Origin of the sequence: Limnobacter sp. CACIAM 66H1, from assembly GCF_001601825.1 — a bacterium.
Lineage (GTDB): Bacteria > Pseudomonadota > Gammaproteobacteria > Burkholderiales > Burkholderiaceae_B > Limnobacter.
The window spans coordinates 66494-85183 of sequence record NZ_LUJK01000005.1 but is presented as its reverse complement, the minus strand read 5'-3'; the positions used below and the strand labels follow the sequence as shown (position 1 = coordinate 85183).

The following is an 18690-nucleotide window of genomic DNA, read 5'->3' as shown; positions in this document are numbered from 1 at the left end:
GCTTTATCCATAGAATCAGGAGACAAAATGAAGAAGCTTAATCAATTTTTGTCCTGCGCAGTCTTTGCCTCAGCCAGTTTGGCGGTGGGTGGAGTCGCAATCGCAGCAGCGCCCAATCTTACAGCCACAACAGTTTTGACCAAATTGGAAAACCCTTGGGACATGGCATTTTTGCCCGATGGTGCAATGTTCTTTACCGAGAAATGTCACGGACTTTCAGTTCGCTTGCCCTCCGGGACCGTGAATAAATTGGTGGGAATGAAAGATGCCCAAGGATACGCAGACTCGATGCCCGACTTGTTTTGTGATGGTCAGGCTGGCATGAATGGTGTAGCAGTGGACCCTGATTTTTCGAACAACCGATACGTCTATGTGTATTCCACGTCCAGCAAATCCAGTCCCCAAACCAATCGGGTTATTCGGTTGAAGGTGAATGCTGATTTGAGCAAAACCTCGGATCGAACCGATATCGTGGATGATATTCCCTACAAAACAGCTGCGAGCGATCATCCCTTCGGTTCATCTGGTGCACACAACGGTGGAAGAATCCGTTTCAATTCAGGTGACGGTTTTCTGTATGTGACCACTGGAGATACACACAATGGCGCCGTACCGCAAAGCCCCACGAAGCTGGGCGGCAAAGTGTTACGAATTGATCGTGACGGCAAGGCGGCTGCCGGCAACAAGCCGCCCAAGGGTTTTGATGCCCGAGTGTTTACCTATGGCCACCGCAATCCCCAAGGTATTGCATTTCGTCCCGGTACGAACCAGCCTGTGACTGCGGAGAATGGACCTTGGCATTCAGATGAAGTGACTGTGCTCACCAATGGTGGCAATGCTGGCTGGGATCCCCGGCCGAATGTAGGTGGGCGCGGTGATTGCCCCGACGCCTACTGCGGTTACAGCCCCAACCAAATGGGTGCCATGGAGCCAATCAAGCGTGCTGCATTCATGCCAATGACAGACACCAAAACCTACCCCAAGGCGATGAAACCGGCCTGGAACAATGAAAATCTGTCCCAAGGCATGTCCTCGGGTGTTTTCCTGAACGGTAAACAGTGGAAAGACTGGGATGGAAAAATGGCAGTGGGCTACATGGGAATTGGTATTCACGGCACTCCAGTTGGTAACCGCATTGATTTACTCGACATCAGCAAAGACGGCTTGACAGCCAAGCGCACCATCATGCCTTTGCCGATGCCTGCGGGTCGATTCCGTTCGGTAGTACAGGGTCACGATGGAAATTTGTATGTAGCCACTGACGAGGGTGAAATCTATCAGATCAAACCCAACTGAGTTTTTCGAATTGAGAAGTGAAAGCCGTTCCACCCCGCTGGGGTGGTGCGGCCCAATGGAGGAAGTATTCATGACGAAGTATGCAGCATGGGCGCTCGCAGGTTTAATGTTGACAACGTTTGGCAATGCGATGGCAAGCCCTGAAATGGTTAGAAAGTACAACTGCACGGCCTGTCATGCTGAGAACAAAAAAAAGTATGGACCCACTTATCAACAAGTGGCTTTGAAATATGCAAATGAGGAAGGGGTTGCTGAAAAGTTAGCCAAAAAAATTCAAACAGGCGGTGTTGGCGTGTGGGGAAATACCCCGATGCCAGCACAACCACGTGTGACGGATGAGGATGCGCTTGAAATTGCCCGGTATATTTTGTCGGTGAAGTAAGTTGAAGTAAATGCAAAAAAGGCTACCTTTCCGGGTAGCCTTTTTCTCTATTTGGTGGAGCCGGCGGGAATTGAACCCGCGTCCGCAAATCCTCCACTACCAGTTCTACGTGTGTAGTCGTCTTCTTTGAATTTAACGGCTACTGACGAAAAGCGACATTCTTCAGCATCCGCGATCCACCTAATTTAACTTACCGGCCGGCAGCATTCCGGTAAGCGGTCCGATGTAGATGATCCCACTGCGGGTTTGACCCCGCCCAGTCCATCGGCGAACTGGTGTAGGAAGTCCAAACTAAACTGGCTTAAGCGGCCAGTTTGAGTTCGGGGCTAAACGAAGAGTCGTTTGCGTTTAAAGTTTTTCAGATGGATTTACGAGGTAACTGATCCTCGACACGCCCCAATAGCTTTGCAACCCACGTCGAAACCAGATCGACCCCATTGGAAACTCCATTGTAACACTCTTGAGGTGGGGGCTCACATTCTAATTTCAAGCCACTTGGCCAAATCGTGGGCCGTTTTTACGATGGCATCAGCGCCCCATTGCTCAATCGGACTGGCGATGTAGCCGTATTCAACCGCCACAGTAGCCATACCGGCCTCCCGGCCCGCGATGACATCCCGTTCATCATCGCCAATCATCACACATTGCTCCGTGGGTAAACGCATTTGACCGGCTGCCATGTAGCAGGGCAGGGGAGAGGGTTTGGGTTTTTCTGCGGTGTCTCCCCCAATTAACACACTACATCCCTGGGTCAAGCCGAGTTCTTGCACCAATTTCTCTGCCAAATAATACGGCTTGTTGGTGACGATGCCCCATTGCGCCCCGCGGGCCCTAATTTCATTCAACAGGGGAATAATTCCGCTGTAAACGGCGCTCTCGCGGGCGATTCGGACCTCATAACGTTCAAGAAATTCCGCACGCATGGCAGGGAATTCCGGATAGTGCATTTCAAGTCCGAAACCGATTTTCAGTAAAGCCCGTGCGCCCCCAGAGGCCAGGTGCTCCATTGCAAGATAGGGCGTGATATCAACGCCTCGATCGCTTTGCATGTCTTGAATGGTTCCGCACAGGTCTGGAGCCGTGTCTACGAGGGTGCCATCCAGATCGAAGAGAATTCCTCGCAAGGGCATGCCGTCACTCCTCAGGCGGATTTGCGGCAGGCCACCATGTAGTTTACGTCGGTGTCGCGAGCCAGTCTGTAAACTTTGGTGAGCGGGTTATAAACCAAGCCAATGATCTCGGCAAATTCCAGTTTGGATTGGCGTGCATATTGAGCCAATTCAGAGGGTTTGATGAATTTCTTGTATTCGTGAGTGCCCTTGGGAAGAAGGTTTAGCACGTACTCTGCACCAACAATCGCGAAGACGAAACTTTTGGGATTGCGATTGATGGTTGAGAAAAACAGCCATCCGCCCGGTTTACACAAGTCAGCACAGGCCTGAATGGTTTGAGCCGGATCAGGCACGTGTTCCAGCATTTCAAGGCAAGTCACAACATCGAAGGTATCTTGCTCTTCAGCGGCCAATTGCTCAGCCGAAACAAATCGATAATTGACATTGTTCACACCGGTTTCAAGCTTGTGCAGTTCAGCCACCTTCAGCGACTTGTCTGCCAGGTCAATGCCCAAAACATCTGCGCCACGGCGTGCCATACTTTCCGCCAGAATACCTCCACCGCAGCCCACGTCCAGCACGCGTTTGCCTTTCAGGCCTGCGCGTTCATCGATCCAGTTCAACCGAAGGGGGTTGATTTCATGTAAAGGGCGGAATTCACTGTTTGGGTCCCACCATTTGCTGGCAAGGGCCGAAAATTTAGCCAGTTCTGCATGGTCTACGTTGTTGTTGGATTCGATACTGCTCATTGTCAAAGGCTCGTGGAATGTGTTCAACAGGCTTTAGTTTAACTGAAGGAAGAAACAAAAAAGCCCGGCAAGGCCGGGCTTTTTTGATCAGAACGGAAGGTTGCTAATTACTTAACAACTTTCTGTGTTGCGTTGAATTCGATTTCAACGCGACGGTTCTTGGCGCGACCTTCTTTGGTCTTGTTGTCAGCCACTGGCTGGCTTTCGCCCATGCCCTTGATCTGGATACGATCAGCAGCTACGCCTTTGCTGACCATGTAGTCCTTCACGGCCTGAGCGCGACGCTCGGACAGTTTCTGGTTGTAGGCATCGGAACCGATAGAGTCGGTGTGGCCGATTGCGATTACGCTGTTCAGGTCAACCTGACCCAACTTGGCGATTTCGGAATCAATGCGGTCCTTGCCGCCTTGCTTCAATGTGGCCTTGTCGAAGTCAAAGTAGGCATCAGCTTCCAGGCTTACTTTTGTAATCACTGGAGTTGGTGCGGGTGCTGGCTCAGGAGCAGGTGCTGGTGCAGCAACTGGTGCTGGTGCTGGCTTCTTGGGGATCAAGTCAGGATCACATTCCTGAATTGCCAAAGCGGCTGTGAAGTAGCTGGTGCGGATGCACTCGCCGGAGCCGTCTTTAACAACCTTGCCGCTGCCATCCACTACATAGCCTGACAGGCCTTCACCTTTGTCTGTTGTGTGGGCCATAGCGGCTGTAGACGCTGTACCAATGGCCATTGCCATCAGAACTTGCGTGAGAGTCGACATTTTTTTCATTGTTGCTCCTTGGGTTAAATAGGGGTTCAAGCTGGTTGATAGTTTACAGTAGAGGCTGTCATAGTTATCACCCTCTCAACCAACTTTCTCGACACGAGTCTGCCACACTCGTTGGGTTTTTCGCATGATTTCACCGACTAATTGTGCCCTTTTGCCCACAAGTTGTTGCGATTGCACAACTTGAACGCCCGCTACCCAAACATGCTTCACATCCCTGGAAGCCCCGCTGTAAGCCAGTTTCGAGACCAGATTGTGGTTGGGTAACTGGTGAGCAGCCTCTCCAATTGCGATTGTGATCAGGTCCGCCTGCAGGCCGGGGGCGATGCGGCCGATCAGGTGGTCTGCGCCCAGGGCCTTGGCCGCGTTGCAGGTCATGCTTTTGAGTAATTCACCCGCACTGAAGGCGGTGGCATCGCCACTCGCGCCCTTGCAAAGAAGGGAGGCCAAGCGACCTTCTTCCCACATGTCCAGCTTGTTGTTGCTGGCCGCACCATCAGTACCGATCACTACATTGACACCGGCTTTTAGTGCCTTGGCCACGGGGGCAATGCCGCTGGCGAGTTTCAGGTTTGATGCGGGGCAATGAACCAAAGTCGCACCTTTTTCCGCCATCGTTAGCAATTCATGCTCGTTCAAGTGCACTCCGTGCACTGCCATCAGGCGTTCGTTAATCAGGCCGAGTTGTTCAAACCTGGCAAACGGCCGTGTCCCGTCCCGGCTTTCCGCATCACTGACTTCACTCGCGGTCTCATGCAGATGGCAGTGAACGGGCAAGTCAAGCTCCTCGGCCAGCATCGCCATATGCCGGAAGGTGTCATCACTCACCGTGTAAGGTGCATGCGGAGCGATTGTCCAATGCACGGTGTTTTCATGTTTGAATTTGTCGCGTGCCGCTATCCCCAGTTCGATGTATTGCTTGGCCTCCGCGGCGTAGCGGGTCGGGAATTCAATCACGGTGATGCCTGCAAATACGCGTGAACCCACATCTAGAGCTGCTTGAACAACCTGGTCGGGGTAAAAATACATGTCGTTGAAAGTGGTGATTCCGCCCTGAAGCATTTCGGCGGCGGCCAATACTGTGCCGTCATACACAAACTCAGCATCGGCCAATTCACCCTCAAGGGGCCAAATCCGGGTTTGTAACCAGTCATGCAGGGCCAGGTCGTCGGCAGCACCTCGCAGGATATTCATGGCCGCGTGCGTGTGGCAGTTAATGAGGCCAGGCATCAGCACCTGTCCCGGCAGATCAATCCTTTCTGCGTTTGGGTGTGACTGCAACAATTCATCGCGTGGGCCAATGGCAAGGATCCGGTCTTGCTGAATCAAAACCGCATGGTTTTCAAGCACTTCAGTGGTGTGGTTCAGGCACAAGAGCCATTGGGGGATAAGCAGTTGCATGGGCAGGGTCACTAGATGATTTGGAACGCACCATTGCGCCCAGTTTCAGCGATTTTGGCTGATACAATCGAAAGCTTGCAAGTGTAGCGCCAGAGATGTGACGCCGCCATGAATGGCAGCGCTCAGGATTGTTATTCCTTCAGTCAAATAATTCAACACAAGAAGAAACATGGATTCATTCGCAAAAGAAACGCTCCCTATCAGTCTTGAAGAGGAGATGCGCAGGTCGTACCTTGACTACGCCATGAGCGTAATCGTGGGGCGTGCGCTGCCCGATGTGCGTGACGGCCTGAAGCCGGTACACCGCCGTGTTCTGTTTGCGATGCACGAGTTGAACAATGACTGGAACCGCGCATACAAAAAATCAGCCCGTATTGTGGGTGATGTGATCGGTAAATACCACCCACACGGTGATTCTGCGGTTTACGACACCATTGTGCGTATGGCACAAGATTTTTCGTTGCGCTACATGCTGGTCGATGGTCAGGGCAACTTCGGTTCAATCGACGGTGATAACGCAGCGGCCATGCGTTATACCGAAATTCGCCTCGCCAAGATCGCCCAGGAAATGCTGCTGGACATCGACAAGGAGACTGTCGATTTCGGGCCGAACTACGATGGCAGCGAGCGCGAGCCCAAGGTGTTGCCTGCGCGCTTGCCGAATTTGCTGGTCAATGGTTCGTCAGGCATCGCTGTGGGCATGGCCACCAACATGCCCCCCCATAACCTGAAAGAAGTGGTTGCGGCCTGCCTTTATGCGATTGACGCACCGGAGTGCACGGTCGATGACTTGATTGAGTTGATTCCTGCGCCAGATTTCCCCACCGCGGGCATTATTTATGGCATTCAGGGCGTGCGAGAGGGCTACCGAACCGGCCGCGGCCGCGTGGTCATGCGTGCGAAAACGCATTTTGAAGATCTGGACAAAGGCAACCGCCAGGCCATTATTGTGGACGAGCTGCCTTATCAGGTGAATAAGAAATCACTGCTTGAGCGAATCGCCGAGTTGGTGTCTGAAAAGAAGATTGAAGGTATTTCCGACATCCGTGATGAGTCCGATAAAGACGGTATCCGGGTGGTGATCGAACTGAAGCGTGGCGAGGTGCCTGAGGTTATCTTGAATAACCTTTACAAGAACACCCAGCTTCAGGACACCTTCGGTATCAACATGGTCGCGCTGGTCGATGGACAGCCCCGTTTGTTGAACTTGCGGGACCTGATTTTCTATTTCCTCCGTCATCGGCGTGAGGTCATCACCCGCCGCACTGTATTTGAGCTGCGAAAGGCCCGTGACCGTGGTCATGTTTTGGAAGGTTTGGCAGTGGCGCTTGCCAACATTGATGAATTCATTGCAATCATCAAGGCCGCACCCACGCCACCCGTGGCGAAAGCAGATCTGGTTGCCAAAAGCTGGGACTCCTCGATTGTTCGGGAAATGTTGTCGCGTACGGAACTGGGCGATTCGGGTGGTGCAAAAGCCTTCCGCCCCGAAGGTTTGCCAGCCCGCCTGGGATTGCAGGACGATGGTATGTACCGCTTGAGCGAAGTGCAGGCGCAGGAAATTCTGAACATGCGTTTGCAGCGCTTGACGGGCCTTGAGCAAGACAAAATTTTGAATGAGTACAAAGAAGTGATCGATCAGATTGCTGACCTGCTCGACATTTTGTCCAAGCCAGAGCGCATCAACCAGATCATCAAAGATGAACTGACGTCGATTGGCAACGAGTTTGCTGACGAACGTCGCTCAATGATCGAATTCAACGCCACCGAACTGGGCACCGAAGATCTGATCACCCCGCAAGACATGGTGGTTACCTTGTCCCATTCCGGCTACATCAAGAGTCAGCCACTGACCGAATACCGGGCTCAAAAACGCGGTGGACGCGGGAAACAGGCGGCCACCACCAAAGACGACGACTGGATTGATTACCTGTTTGTGGCCAACACCCATGACACGATTTTGTACTTCAGTAACGCAGGTCGCGTGTATTGGCTCAAGGTGTATGAAGTGCCTCAAGGTTCGCGCACCTCACGTGGTCGCCCAATCATCAATATGTTCCCCTTGGCTGAGGGTGAAAAAATCACTGCGGTGTTGCCGGTAAAAAGTTTTGAAGATGACGACAAGTATGTGTTCATGGCCACCAGCCTGGGTACAGTTAAAAAGTCAAAGCTGAGCGATTTTTCAAGGCCCATGAAGCGCGGCATTATTGCCGTGAATTTGGATGAAGGTGACTTCTTGATTGGTGCAGCGATGACCAACGGCACCAACGATGTCATGTTGTTCAGCGATTCCGGCAAGGCAGTCCGTTTCGATGAAAATGATGTGCGCGCCATGGGTCGCAATGCACGTGGTGTTCGCGGCATGAATCTTGAAGAAGGGCAGCGAGTCATTGCCATGCTGGTGGCAGAAAGTGAACAGCAGTCCGTGCTCACCGCCACCGAGAACGGTTTTGGAAAGCGCACGCCAGTTTCCGAGTACACCCGACATGGTCGCGGTACCAAAGGCATGATCGCGATTCAAACTTCGGAGCGCAATGGCAAAGTCGTTTCTGCGGTGCTCGTCAACCCAACGGATGAAATCATGTTGATCACCACCGGTGGTGTGCTGGTTCGAACTCGGGTATCAGAAATTCGTGAAATGGGTCGTGCAACACAGGGCGTCACTTTGATCAGCGTGGACGAGGGTACATGGCTTTCAGGATTGCAGCGCATTGTTGAGTCAGACGCTGAGGATCTTGGTGAGTCCGAAGAGAATGGTGATTCAGCACCTGCTGATGAATGAATTGAAAATGGTTTGAACGGTTGATTGCACAGGGCGAGCATGTCTAGAGTTTGGAATTTTTCAGCTGGTCCGGCAGCCTTGCCTGAGTCGGTCTTGCGTCGGGCTGCCGAGGAAATGCTGGATTGGCAGGGCAAGGGTTTGTCTGTGATGGAAATGAGTCATCGCAGCCCTGAATACACCCGGATTTTTGAAAAAACCCGTGATGACTTTCGCAAGCTGTTGAATGTGCCTGACTCGCACGACGTATTGTTCATGCAGGGTGGTGCTGTTGGCATGAATGCAATTGTGCCCATGAATTTGCTTCAAGGGTTTGAGCAAGCCGCATTCGTCAATACAGGTGCTTGGTCGAAAAAGACCACCAAGGAATTTTCGAAGTACGGACTGGCCCGTGTGGTGCTCGACAACGCGAACGCCCTGGCCAACACCGCAGCGGCGTGTTACGTACCTGAGTGCGCGTCCTTACTCGACCGAGTGAATGGTCAACAAATGGCCTATCTGCACTATTGCGACAATGAAACCATCAGTGGTGTTGAATTCAACGGACAAATTGAAACCCTCGCCAGTCAGTTGGATTGCCCGGTGGTGGCGGACATGTCCTCAAACATTCTGTCCAAACCAATTGAAGTGAGTAAATACGGGTTGATTTATGGTGGCGCGCAAAAAAATGTGGGCCCGGCTGGTGTCACCATCGTTGTCGTAGATCAAGAATTGCTCAATCGAGCCTTGCCCATTTGTCCTTCTGCATTTGCCTTTGGGACCGTGGCTGAAAACGGTTCCATGTACAACACCCCGCCCACCTATTCGATTTACATTGCCGGTTTGGTGTTTGAATGGTTAATTGAGCAGGGCGGTGTTTCATGGGCGCAAGCACAAGCTCAGGAAAAAGCTGCCTTGTTGTACAACACTATCGATGACAGCGATTTGTACAATTGCCCAGTTCGCCGGCAAGACCGTTCCCGCATGAATGTGCCATTCACACTGGCTGATGAATCGCTGAATGCCAGCTTTCTGAGCAAGGCTGCCGAGCATGGTTTGGTGCAGCTGAAAGGGCACAAATCGGTGGGTGGCATGCGGGCCTCGATCTACAACGCGATGCCCTTTGAGGGTGTGAAAGCTTTGGTGGATTTCATGCGCGATTTCGAGAAAACGGAGGCTTGATGGATACCCCGGATATCAATGCCGAGTTGTTGAAGTTTCGTGATCAGATCGACGAAATCGATCAGCAAATGCTGGTATTGCTGAACAAGCGAGCGAGTCTGGCCCAGTCCATCGGCCATGTGAAAGCAAAAACCGATGCCCCAGTCATGCGCCCCGAACGAGAGGCGCAGGTGCTCGACAAACTGAATGCGGCCAACAGCGGGCCTTTGAATACCCAACACGTCAACACTTTGTTCAAGGAGATCATGTCGGCTTGCCGCTCCCTGGAGCGCGAGGTACATGTGGCGTTCCTTGGACCCTTGGGCACGTACAGCGAACAGGCGGTGTGGTCATTCTTTGGGCATTGTGTTCAGGCTGAGCCTGTCGACACGATTGAAGAAGCATTTCGCCAGTTGCAAGCCCAGCAGGTGGATTTTGCAGTGGTGCCTGTTGAAAACTCGACAGAAGGGTCGATTGCTCGCACGCTGGACGCGCTGGTGGATTCAAGCGCGTTGGTGTGTGGTGAAGTGCAATTGGCTATTCACCATCAGTTGTTGTGTCAAACCGGCTCACTGGACGGTATTGAGAAAATTTGTGCGCACCCGCAGGCGTTGGCCCAGTGCCGTGGTTGGCTTTCGCAGTACGCACCGCATATTCAACAAGAAACCGTGGCCAGCAACGGTGTCGCTGCGCAAATGGCCAGCGAAAATGCAAAAGTGGCAGCCATTGCAGGCCAAGCGGCGCGCGAGCGTTATGGCTTGAAGGCATTTCAAGAGCATATCCAGGACGATGCGCACAACACCACTCGTTTCCTGGTTTTGGGCAATCAAATTACAGGGCCTTCCGGGCAGGACAAAACAAGTTTGGTTGCCTCAGTGCCCAATCAACCCGGGGCTGTTTACAAAATGCTGGAACCGTTTAATGCCGAGAATGTTTCCATGACCCGACTGGAGTCTCGACCTGCACGCAACGGACGCTGGGAATACTATTTCTTTATTGATCTGCAAGGTCATCAAACTGAGCCTGCCGTGGCCAAGGCCCTGGATCAATTGAGAAAAAATGCATCCTTTTTGAAAGTGCTGGGTTCATACCCGGCAGCACAACGCAACTGAAAGCAGCACCATGCAAAAACTGACCGAGCAATCTCCTGAATTTATTCGTGCCATTGCCCCTTACAAGGCTGGCAAGCCAGTGTCCGATGTGGTCCGTGAATTGGGCCTCGATCCGAATACGGTGGTCAAACTTGCTTCCAATGAAAATCCACTGGGGCTGGGTGAAAAAGCCAAGGCAGCTATTGCACAGGCTGCGATGGATCTGGGCCGTTATCCCGATGCAAATGGTTTTGCCTTGAAAGCCAAATTGGCCACTCGTCATGGCGTGAAATCCGAACAAATCACCTTGGGCAACGGGTCGAACGATGTGTTGGAGTTGGCAGCGAAAGCCTTTCTAACGCAGGGCACCAATGCCGTGTTTTCGCAGTATGCTTTCGCGGTTTATCCTCTGGCTACTCAGGGTTGTGGTGCCGAGTCGAAGGTGGTTCCTGCGGTGTGTTTTACCCACGATCTCGACGGGTTTTTGAATGCAATCGATTCACAAACCCGTGTGGTTTTCATCGCTAACCCCAACAACCCGACAGGTACCTTTCTGCCGCAGGAAAAGTTGCTTGCCTTTTTGAAGCAGGTGCCATCGAATGTGCTGGTTGTGCTTGATGAGGCCTACAACGAATTTCTGAAACCCGAGGATCAGTATGATTCCACCCAGTGGGTTGCACAATTCCCCAATCTGCTGGTGTCACGTAGCTTCTCCAAGGCCTATGGCCTGGCAGGTTTGCGAGTGGGATATGCAGTGTCCAGCGCTGAGGTGGCCGATTTGATGAACCGCGTTCGCCAGCCCTTCAATGTCAATTCATTGGCACTTGCTGCGGCAGAGGCCGCAATTGATGATGTCGAATTCCTGCAACAAACCTATGAGGTGAATCTCAAGGGGCTTGAGCAGATCGAAAGTGGGTTGAAGTTCCTCGGTTTAGAGTACGTGCCTTCCTATGGCAATTTTGTATTGTTCAAGGCTGGCAATACTGATGACGCCGGTATAAAGGTGTTTGATGCCCTTCAGCGTTTGGGCGTGATCGTTCGTCCTGTCAATGGCTATGGTTTGCCGCAATGGTTGCGCGTGTCCGTTGGCCTTCCTCATGAAAATGAAGCCTTTTTGGTGGCCTTGCCCAAAGCACTGGCCAGCGCGCAGGCGTCGTGATGGCCAAGGGCGCTATCTTCAGCCGAATGCTTGCCATTGGTGTTGGCTTGATTGGTGGGTCAATTTGTTTGGCTGCCAAGAAAAAAGGATTGGCTGGGCATGTACTGGGCTACTCTCGCAAACTTGAAACAGCCCATGAGGCCCTGAAGTTGGGCATCGTGGACGAGTGTATTGCGGGGCCGGGCGATTCGAATGTGCGCAATGTGGATGTCGTTGTGTTATCAATCCCCGTTCGCCAGTACAAGCAGGTACTTACCCAGTTTTTGCCCTCTCTGCCGCCAAATTGCCTGATTTTTGATGCCGGCAGTACCAAGTCGGATGTGGCCCTGATGCTGGAAGAACTTGAGCCACAGTTTCCCGGCTTGAAGTCCAGGTTTGTGTTGTCCCATCCAATCGCAGGCGGTGAATCGCACGGACCGGCTGCGGCGGTGGCGAATTTGTTCGAGGGGCGCAACTGTGTGTTGTGTCCTCTTCCTCAAACCAACCCCGTCGGTTTGAAAAAAGTCGAAAGTTTCTGGTCCTCCATCGGTGCCAAATTGAGCACGATGAATGCCATGGACCATGACGAAATGTTTGGTGCTGTCAGTCACCTCCCTCATTTGCTTGCGTTCAGTTATGTAGCCAGCGTACTCGGGCACCCCAAAGGCGCTGATTTCATGAAAGAGGGTGGGGCGGGTTATCGGGATTTCACCCGGATCGCGGCCAGTTCACCCGAGATGTGGGCAGACATATTTCAAAACAACAGCGCCGCTTTGTTAAAGATGCTGAGCGGATTTGAAGCGAATATTGCCAGTTTGCGCGCTGCAATAGAGAGCGGCGATCGAAGCACTCTGGAGCGCATTCTGGGTCAGGCGTCTGAATACCGCAGTCGCTGGAAGCAGAATTAATTCAGTCCAATTTTTCACCGGATACCCTGTTATGTCAGATCTGAATTTGATCGAATTTCACGCCAGCAGCACCGAAAGCATGTCTGGATCCGCCCGTGTGCCCGGCGACAAATCTATTTCCCATCGTTCAATCATGATGGGTTCGATTGCTGAAGGCACCACAGAAGTTGAAGGATTTCTGGAGGGCGAGGATGCACTCGCGACCATGAATGCATTTCGTGCTCTGGGGGTCAGTATCGAAGGTCCCGACCAGGGCAAGGTGAAGGTACATGGTGTGGGCATGCATGGCTTGAAAGCACCGCGCCAAGTGCTCGACTGTGGCAACTCAGGTACCTCTATGCGCTTGATGTCTGGACTGTTGGCTGGCCAGGATTTTGATTGCATGCTCACCGGTGATTCAAGCTTGGGGAAGCGCCCTATGAAGCGGGTCATTGATCCTTTGGTGTTGATGGGTGCGCGAATTGAAGCACAGGAAGGTGGCCGCCCTCCGCTGCATATTCATGGCCGTACCACCTTGAAAGCCATTGATTATGTGTTGCCCATGGCCTCGGCACAGGTGAAGTCTTGCGTTCTTCTGGCAGGTTTGTATGCGGAAGGTACCACCACAGTAACCGAGCCTGCTGTAACGCGAGACCATACCGAGCGGATGTTGCGTGGATTTGGCGTTGACGTGATCACCGAAGGCTCCCGGGCCAGTGTGAAGGGCGGACAAACGCTGAAAGCCACCAAAATCGATGTACCATCCGACATTTCTTCGGCAGCCTTTTTCATGGTAGCCGCCTCGATTGCACCAAAAGCGGACATTACATTGAAGCACGTGGGTTTGAATCCGACCCGCACGGGAGTCATCGACATTTTGAAGCTGATGGGTGCCGACATTGAGTTGAGCAATCATGCCGAAGTGGGTGGGGAGCCTGTGGCCGATGTGCGCATCCGCAGCGCATCTTTGAAAGGAATTGAAATCCCGGAGCATCTGGTGCCATTGGCGATTGATGAATTTCCGGTGTTGTTTGTTGCTGCAGCCAATGCGATTGGCCAAACGGTATTGACCGGCGCTGAAGAGTTGCGCGTGAAGGAATCGGATCGCATCGCGGTGATGGCGCACGGCCTTCAGAAATGCGGGATTGATGCTGAGCCGACTGAGGACGGCATGATTATTCAGGGCTTGGGTCATGTCGACGGTTTGCGCTACAAGGCCACCAACATTGAGTCACAGGGTGATCATCGAATTGCAATGTCGTTTAGCGTGGCCGCCATCCGTGCACAGGGCACCATGGTCATTCATGGAGCGCAGACGGTAGACACCTCGTTCCCTGGATTCGTGGCTTTGGCCAATTCCCTGGGAATGCAGGTTCAATCGGTTCGCAAGGGTTAAGGCTTAAACCATGAATGTTCCCCGTTTCCCAGTCATCGCAATCGATGGTCCTACCGCTTCAGGAAAGGGAACTGTAGCCGCATTGGTGGCTGCCAAGCTTGCCTACCACTACCTGGACAGCGGTGCAATTTACAGGGTGTTGGCGGTGGCTGCGGCACAGGCTGATCTGGATCCAGATTCGCCAGACGATCTGCAACACATCATTTCAATGGCGGCCAATTTGCCGGTGCAATTTCACGGCGACCGTGTATTGCTCCAAGATATCGATGTTTCCGAGGCGATTCGCACCGAAGAAGCCGGGGTGATGGCCTCTCGCCTTGCAGTGGTGCCCGAAGTCCGTGCTGGTTTGTTGCAGCGACAACGTGATTTTCGCCAGGCTCCCGGCCTTGTAGCCGATGGTCGTGATATGGGCTCGGTTGTTTTTCCGGATTCCGTGTTGAAAGTGTTCCTCACGGCAAGTGCCCAGGTTCGAGCAGAGCGTCGAGTCAAACAGATTGAGGGTCGGGGTCAACAAGCGGATTTTCAGGCGATATTCAATGACCTGATGGCCCGCGACAAAAGGGATTCCGAGAGGGCTGTCGCACCGCTCAAGCCTTGTGATGACGCACTGGTGCTCGATTGTTCCAATATGCCGATTGATCAGGTGGTTGCCACGATCCATGGATGGGCAGTTGATCGCATTTAAACGCTTGATCAACAAAGGCTTTCTTGTTACACTCTCTACCCTTGTTTGGCCAGCTGCGCCTGTTTTTTAGGCAGGCAATGTCCGACTAAACAAAACGCCGTGTGTTTCAATCCCGAAATACACGTTTTTGAACTCCGCCTTGCTTCCCGCAGTGGCGTGTTAAATCTCAAATTTATGACCACAACTGAAATTACCCAAGCCCCAGATAGCTTCGCAGCTATGTTTGAAGAAAGCCTGAATCGCAAGGAAATGCGCGCAGGTGAAGTGATCACAGCCGAAGTTGTTCGTGTTGATTACAACTACGTTGTTGTGAACGCCGGGCTGAAATCCGAAAGCTATATCCCCCTTGAAGAATTCAAAGACGACCACGGCAACGTGGAAGTGAACGATGGTGACTTTATTTCCGTGGCCATTGAAGCCCTGGAAAACGGTTACGGCGAAACATTGCTGTCTCGTGACAAAGCCAAGCGCTTGTCCGCATGGCTGAGCCTGGAACAAGCTCTGGAATCAGGCGAACTGGTGACAGGTACCATCACCGGCAAGGTGAAGGGCGGCTTGACAGTCATGGTCAACAGCATTCGTGCTTTCCTGCCAGGTTCACTGGTAGATGTGCGCCCCGTGAAAGACACCACACCATTCGAAGGCAAAACCCTCGAATTCAAGGTGATCAAGCTGGATCGTAAGCGCAACAACGTGGTGTTGTCACGCCGTGCAGTGGTTGAGGCCACCATGGGTGAAGAGCGTGAAAAGCTTCTGTCCAACCTGCAGGAAGGTTCTGTGGTCAAGGGCATCGTCAAGAACATCACCGACTACGGCGCGTTCGTGGACCTCGGCGGTATCGATGGCTTGTTGCACATCACCGACCTGGCATGGCGCCGTGTACGTCACCCGTCAGAAGTGCTGACAGTTGGCGAAGAAATCGAAGCAAAAGTATTGAAGTTCGACCAGGAAAAGAACCGCGTGTCCTTGGGCGTGAAGCAACTTGGCGAAGACCCATGGGTCGGTTTGTCACGTCGCTATCCGGCTGACACACGTCTGTTCGGAAAAGTTACCAACATTACTGACTACGGCGCATTTGTTGAAGTTGAGCAAGGCATCGAAGGCTTGGTACACGTCTCCGAAATGGACTGGACCAACAAGAACGTAGACCCCAAGAAAGTGGTTACTCTGGGTGACGAAGTAGAAGTCATGGTTCTGGAAATCGATGAAGAGCGTCGTCGTATCAGCCTTGGCATGAAGCAATGTGCAGCCAACCCTTGGGAAGAGTTCTCTACCAGCTTCAAGAAAGGCGACAAAGTATCCGGCGCAATCAAGTCAATTACTGATTTCGGTGTGTTCATCGGCTTGCCTGGTGGCATCGACGGCTTGGTACATCTGTCAGACCTGTCCTGGAACGAAACCGGTGAAGAAGCCGTGCGTCGTTTCAAGAAGGGTGATGAAGTGGAAGCCTTGGTACTGGCGATCGACACAGAACGCGAGCGCATCAGCTTGGGTATCAAGCAGTTGTCTGGCGATCCCTTCACCGTATTTGCATCGTCGAATGACCGTGGCAGCATGGTAAACGGCACAGTCAAGTCTGTGGATGCAAAGGGTGTGGTTGTTGATCTGGGCGACGATATCGAGGGTTACCTGCGTGCATCCGAGATTTCCAACGACCGCGTTGAAGATGCTCGCAATGCATACAAGGAAGGCGACGCTGTAACCGCCATGGTAATCAATGTGGACCGCAAGGCCCGTTCGATCGCTTTGTCCATCAAGGCCAAAGACCAGGTTGACACTGATGAAGCCATGAAGAAAATTGCTGAAGAAAGCGCAGGCTCTGCTGGTACCACCAGTTTGGGCGCTTTGTTGAAAGCAAAACTGGGTAACAACCAGTAATCAGTCTGTAGAAGTGGCGCTTCCCATGCGGGAAGCGCCTTTTTATTTCAAGAACAATGACAAAATCAGAACTCATCAATCAGCTGGTCAAGCGTTTCCCCAAGTTGCCTGTGCGGGATACGGATTTCGCTGTCAAAAGCATACTTGACTCCATGACTCAAGCCTTGGCCGAAGGTCAGCGCATTGAGATCCGTGGGTTCGGCAGTTTCTCACTGACCCGTCGCCCTCAACGCGTGGGTCGCAATCCCAAATCGGGCGAACAAGTGGTTGTTCCCGAAAAGCGCGTGCCTCACTTTAAGCCCGGCAAAGAGCTACGCGAGAGAGTTGATTTATACTCCAAGAAAGAGAGTTAATTCGATCATTCTTCGGTGAAGCCTGAGTCATCACGCCGATGAATGAATCGGCGTTGATCCAACTACAAACAGGGGACCACCTTGAAAATACTTGCCTGGGTAGTGCGACTTGCACTCTTCCTTGTTGTTCTCACGTTTTCAATTCGAAATACCGATCTAGTCACTGTGAAGTGGTTGCCTGGACTGGAAATTCAGGTTCAGCTGGTAGTTGCGTTGTTGCTTGCCTTATTGCTGGGTGCGGTATTCGCCTGGATTTCCTTGTTGCCTTCTTGGTTGAAGGCCAAGCGTGCAGCCTCTGTGGCCACGAAAAATGCGGAACGTCTTGAGCGTGAGTTGAATCAACTTAAAGCACAAGGCAATACGCCGGTGATTGTCGAAGAACCCATGCCAGCATTGCCAATAGGCCCTAGCCATGGAATTTGAAACCTGGTGGTTGGTGCTCATCCCGCTGATATTCAGCTTGGGATGGATGGCTGCCCGTCTTGAAAAACGTTCTGACGCATCCATGCGCGGTCAATTGCCAGCATCTTATTTCAAAGGTGTTAATTTTCTGCTCAGCGAGCAGCCAGACAAGGCGATTGATGCCTTTCTGGAGGTGGCAGCAATCGACACACACACCGTTGAATTGCATTTTGCCCTGGCCAATTTATTCCGCAAAAAAGGCGAAATAGATCGAGCAATTCGGGTGCATCAATTCTTGACAACTCGTGAACAAATTACATCGGCCGATCGTGAAAAAGCCACCTATGAGCTTGGTGTTGATTTCTTGCGAGCGGGTATTCTGGACCGCGCTGAGCAGGCTTTCCACAGTTTGTCGGGCTCAGACATGAAAGCCGAGGCCTCGCGTCAATTGCTGGAATTGTACGAGCTCGAAAAAGCCTGGGACAAAGCCATCGCGCAAGCCCACAAGCTTCGTGAATATGGTGCGGACGTGCCTGCTGGCGATATTGCGCATTTTTACTGCGAGCTTGCAGCACAATTGATCGACAAGGCGGATTTGGCAAAGGCCAAAGCTGAACTGCAAAACGCTTTGCTGACTGACCCTCAAAACGTACGCGCTTCCCTGTTGTTGGGTGACATTTATTTCACCCAAAACCAGTTTGAGGAAGCCATAGGCCAGTGGCGCGCTGCCGAGCGCCAGAACCCCTGGTATTTGCCCTTGGTTGGGCCAAACATGTGGGCTGCATTCAAGAAGCTTGAGCGTGAAGAAGAGGGCATTGCAGCACTGCTGGAATATTGCACCATGTACCCGTCAATTGATTTGTTGCTGGTATTGGCGCAGGCTGTTGAGGAGACCAAAGGGCCGTTTGCGGCATTCGAACTGTTGCGTGAACAGGTCCGCGCCCGCCCCAGCTTGCTGGGCCTCGACAAGTTGCTGGAGCACCAGTTGCGCGGCAAACTGGACGATGATCGCATGCAAGACCTTCGTCTGACACGTGAGTTGATTTCCAAACACACCCAGCGCCTTGAACGCTATCGCTGCCAGTCTTGCGGCTTTCAGGCCAAAAAATTTTACTGGCAATGCCCAGGTTGTGCCAATTGGGATTCAATTGTGCCGCGCCGTGCAGAAGAACTTGATTTCTACCCCGTGTCTGCCAAAAAGGCAGCACATACACAGCCACATACCCATTAAAGCAGGCGA

17 protein-coding genes and 1 other RNA gene are annotated in these 18690 nt (G+C 52.4%); 13 read left to right on the top strand and 5 right to left on the bottom strand.

Annotated features, from left to right (window positions below; translation table 11 throughout):
- Nucleotides 1-27: 27 nt before the first annotated feature.
- Together A0129_RS02740 and A0129_RS02735 are read left to right on the top strand one after the other, a co-directional pair.
- Nucleotides 28-1296 carry a PQQ-dependent sugar dehydrogenase gene (locus tag A0129_RS02740; protein WP_291712198.1) on the top strand — a complete coding sequence of 423 codons (1269 nt, stop codon included), beginning with the start codon at nt 28-30 and terminating at the stop codon, nt 1294-1296.
- Between the two features lie 70 nt (nt 1297-1366).
- Nucleotides 1367-1678: a c-type cytochrome gene (locus A0129_RS02735; RefSeq protein WP_291712197.1), complete on the top strand. Its 312-nt coding sequence runs from the start codon at nt 1367-1369 to the stop codon at nt 1676-1678.
- Between the two features lie 52 nt (nt 1679-1730).
- Here the strand turns inward: A0129_RS02735 and ssrA are convergent.
- The 5 genes from ssrA to A0129_RS02710 form a co-directional block, all read right to left on the bottom strand.
- Nucleotides 1731-2114, bottom strand: a transfer-messenger RNA (tmRNA) gene (ssrA, locus tag A0129_RS02730).
- Between the two features lie 37 nt (nt 2115-2151).
- A complete protein-coding gene (locus tag A0129_RS02725) occupies nt 2152-2808 on the bottom strand; it encodes an HAD family hydrolase (RefSeq protein WP_291712195.1) in 657 nt (218 codons plus the stop codon).
- An 11-nt stretch (nt 2809-2819) separates the two neighbouring features.
- Nucleotides 2820-3539, bottom strand: coding sequence for a bifunctional 2-polyprenyl-6-hydroxyphenol methylase/3-demethylubiquinol 3-O-methyltransferase UbiG (gene ubiG / locus A0129_RS02720; protein ID WP_291712193.1), 720 nt, complete (start codon nt 3537-3539; stop codon nt 2820-2822).
- Nucleotides 3540-3646: 107 nt separating this feature from the next.
- Nucleotides 3647-4303, bottom strand: a complete 657-nt coding sequence (gene ompA / locus A0129_RS02715; RefSeq protein WP_105029654.1) for an outer membrane protein OmpA — start codon at nt 4301-4303, stop codon at nt 3647-3649.
- 75 nt (nt 4304-4378) lie between these two features.
- Nucleotides 4379-5701 (bottom strand): TRZ/ATZ family hydrolase, encoded by a 1323-nt coding sequence (locus tag A0129_RS02710; protein ID WP_291712191.1) that lies wholly within the window; start codon nt 5699-5701, stop codon nt 4379-4381.
- A 169-nt stretch (nt 5702-5870) separates the two neighbouring features.
- On the opposite strand from A0129_RS02710, the gene gyrA reads away from it, so the two are divergent.
- The 11 genes from gyrA to lapB all read left to right on the top strand — a co-directional run bounded on the left by gyrA (nt 5871) and on the right by lapB (nt 18681).
- The gene (gene gyrA / locus A0129_RS02705; RefSeq protein ID WP_291712190.1) at nt 5871-8483 is read left to right on the top strand and encodes a DNA gyrase subunit A; all 2613 of its coding nucleotides are present in this window, start codon (nt 5871-5873) and stop codon (nt 8481-8483) included.
- 39 nt (nt 8484-8522) lie between these two features.
- Nucleotides 8523-9641, top strand: a complete 1119-nt coding sequence (gene serC, locus A0129_RS02700; RefSeq protein ID WP_291712188.1) for a 3-phosphoserine/phosphohydroxythreonine transaminase — start codon at nt 8523-8525, stop codon at nt 9639-9641.
- The gene (gene pheA, locus A0129_RS02695; protein ID WP_291712186.1) at nt 9641-10732 is read left to right on the top strand and encodes a prephenate dehydratase; all 1092 of its coding nucleotides are present in this window, start codon (nt 9641-9643) and stop codon (nt 10730-10732) included. Before serC ends, pheA begins: the two co-directional genes overlap by 1 nt.
- A 10-nt stretch (nt 10733-10742) precedes the next feature.
- Complete coding sequence (hisC, locus tag A0129_RS02690) at nt 10743-11870, top strand: histidinol-phosphate transaminase (protein WP_291712184.1); 1128 nt, start codon at nt 10743-10745, stop codon at nt 11868-11870.
- Nucleotides 11870-12757 (top strand): prephenate dehydrogenase, encoded by an 888-nt coding sequence (locus tag A0129_RS02685; RefSeq protein ID WP_291712182.1) that lies wholly within the window; start codon nt 11870-11872, stop codon nt 12755-12757. Before hisC ends, A0129_RS02685 begins: the two co-directional genes overlap by 1 nt.
- A 31-nt stretch (nt 12758-12788) precedes the next feature.
- Nucleotides 12789-14132 carry a 3-phosphoshikimate 1-carboxyvinyltransferase gene (gene aroA, locus A0129_RS02680; RefSeq protein ID WP_291712180.1) on the top strand — a complete coding sequence of 448 codons (1344 nt, stop codon included), beginning with the start codon at nt 12789-12791 and terminating at the stop codon, nt 14130-14132.
- Nucleotides 14133-14142: 10 nt separating this feature from the next.
- Complete coding sequence (gene cmk / locus A0129_RS02675) at nt 14143-14817, top strand: (d)CMP kinase (RefSeq protein ID WP_291712177.1); 675 nt, start codon at nt 14143-14145, stop codon at nt 14815-14817.
- A gap of 174 nt (nt 14818-14991) precedes the next feature.
- Nucleotides 14992-16695 carry a 30S ribosomal protein S1 gene (rpsA, locus tag A0129_RS02670; RefSeq protein ID WP_291712175.1) on the top strand — a complete coding sequence of 568 codons (1704 nt, stop codon included), beginning with the start codon at nt 14992-14994 and terminating at the stop codon, nt 16693-16695.
- 44 nt (nt 16696-16739) lie between these two features.
- Nucleotides 16740-17048, top strand: a complete 309-nt coding sequence (locus A0129_RS02665; protein ID WP_255411449.1) for an integration host factor subunit beta — start codon at nt 16740-16742, stop codon at nt 17046-17048.
- An 81-nt stretch (nt 17049-17129) separates the two neighbouring features.
- Complete coding sequence (locus A0129_RS02660) at nt 17130-17471, top strand: lipopolysaccharide assembly protein LapA domain-containing protein (RefSeq protein ID WP_291712174.1); 342 nt, start codon at nt 17130-17132, stop codon at nt 17469-17471.
- Entirely contained in the window at nt 17461-18681 is a 1221-nt protein-coding gene (gene lapB, locus A0129_RS02655; protein ID WP_291712171.1) for a lipopolysaccharide assembly protein LapB, read from the top strand. The genes A0129_RS02660 and lapB overlap by 11 nt, the downstream gene beginning before the upstream one ends.
- Nucleotides 18682-18690 lie beyond the last annotated feature (9 nt).

Bases quoted from the DNA above. Each gene is read 5' to 3' on its own strand.
- A0129_RS02740 (WP_291712198.1), top strand. From the start codon at position 28: ATGAAGAAGCTTAATCAATTTTTGTCCTGCGCAGTCTTTGCCTCAGCC.
- A0129_RS02735 (WP_291712197.1), top strand. From the start codon at position 1,367: ATGACGAAGTATGCAGCATGGGCGCTCGCAGGTTTAATGTTGACAACG.
- A0129_RS02725 (WP_291712195.1), bottom strand. From the start codon at position 2,808: ATGCCCTTGCGAGGAATTCTCTTCGATCTGGATGGCACCCTCGTAGAC.
- ubiG (WP_291712193.1), bottom strand. From the start codon at position 3,539: ATGAGCAGTATCGAATCCAACAACAACGTAGACCATGCAGAACTGGCT.
- ompA (WP_105029654.1), bottom strand. From the start codon at position 4,303: ATGAAAAAAATGTCGACTCTCACGCAAGTTCTGATGGCAATGGCCATT.
- A0129_RS02710 (WP_291712191.1), bottom strand. From the start codon at position 5,701: ATGCAACTGCTTATCCCCCAATGGCTCTTGTGCCTGAACCACACCACT.
- gyrA (WP_291712190.1), top strand. From the start codon at position 5,871: ATGGATTCATTCGCAAAAGAAACGCTCCCTATCAGTCTTGAAGAGGAG.
- serC (WP_291712188.1), top strand. From the start codon at position 8,523: ATGTCTAGAGTTTGGAATTTTTCAGCTGGTCCGGCAGCCTTGCCTGAG.
- pheA (WP_291712186.1), top strand. From the start codon at position 9,641: ATGGATACCCCGGATATCAATGCCGAGTTGTTGAAGTTTCGTGATCAG.
- hisC (WP_291712184.1), top strand. From the start codon at position 10,743: ATGCAAAAACTGACCGAGCAATCTCCTGAATTTATTCGTGCCATTGCC.
- A0129_RS02685 (WP_291712182.1), top strand. From the start codon at position 11,870: ATGGCCAAGGGCGCTATCTTCAGCCGAATGCTTGCCATTGGTGTTGGC.
- aroA (WP_291712180.1), top strand. From the start codon at position 12,789: ATGTCAGATCTGAATTTGATCGAATTTCACGCCAGCAGCACCGAAAGC.
- cmk (WP_291712177.1), top strand. From the start codon at position 14,143: ATGAATGTTCCCCGTTTCCCAGTCATCGCAATCGATGGTCCTACCGCT.
- rpsA (WP_291712175.1), top strand. From the start codon at position 14,992: ATGACCACAACTGAAATTACCCAAGCCCCAGATAGCTTCGCAGCTATG.
- lapB (WP_291712171.1), top strand. From the start codon at position 17,461: ATGGAATTTGAAACCTGGTGGTTGGTGCTCATCCCGCTGATATTCAGC.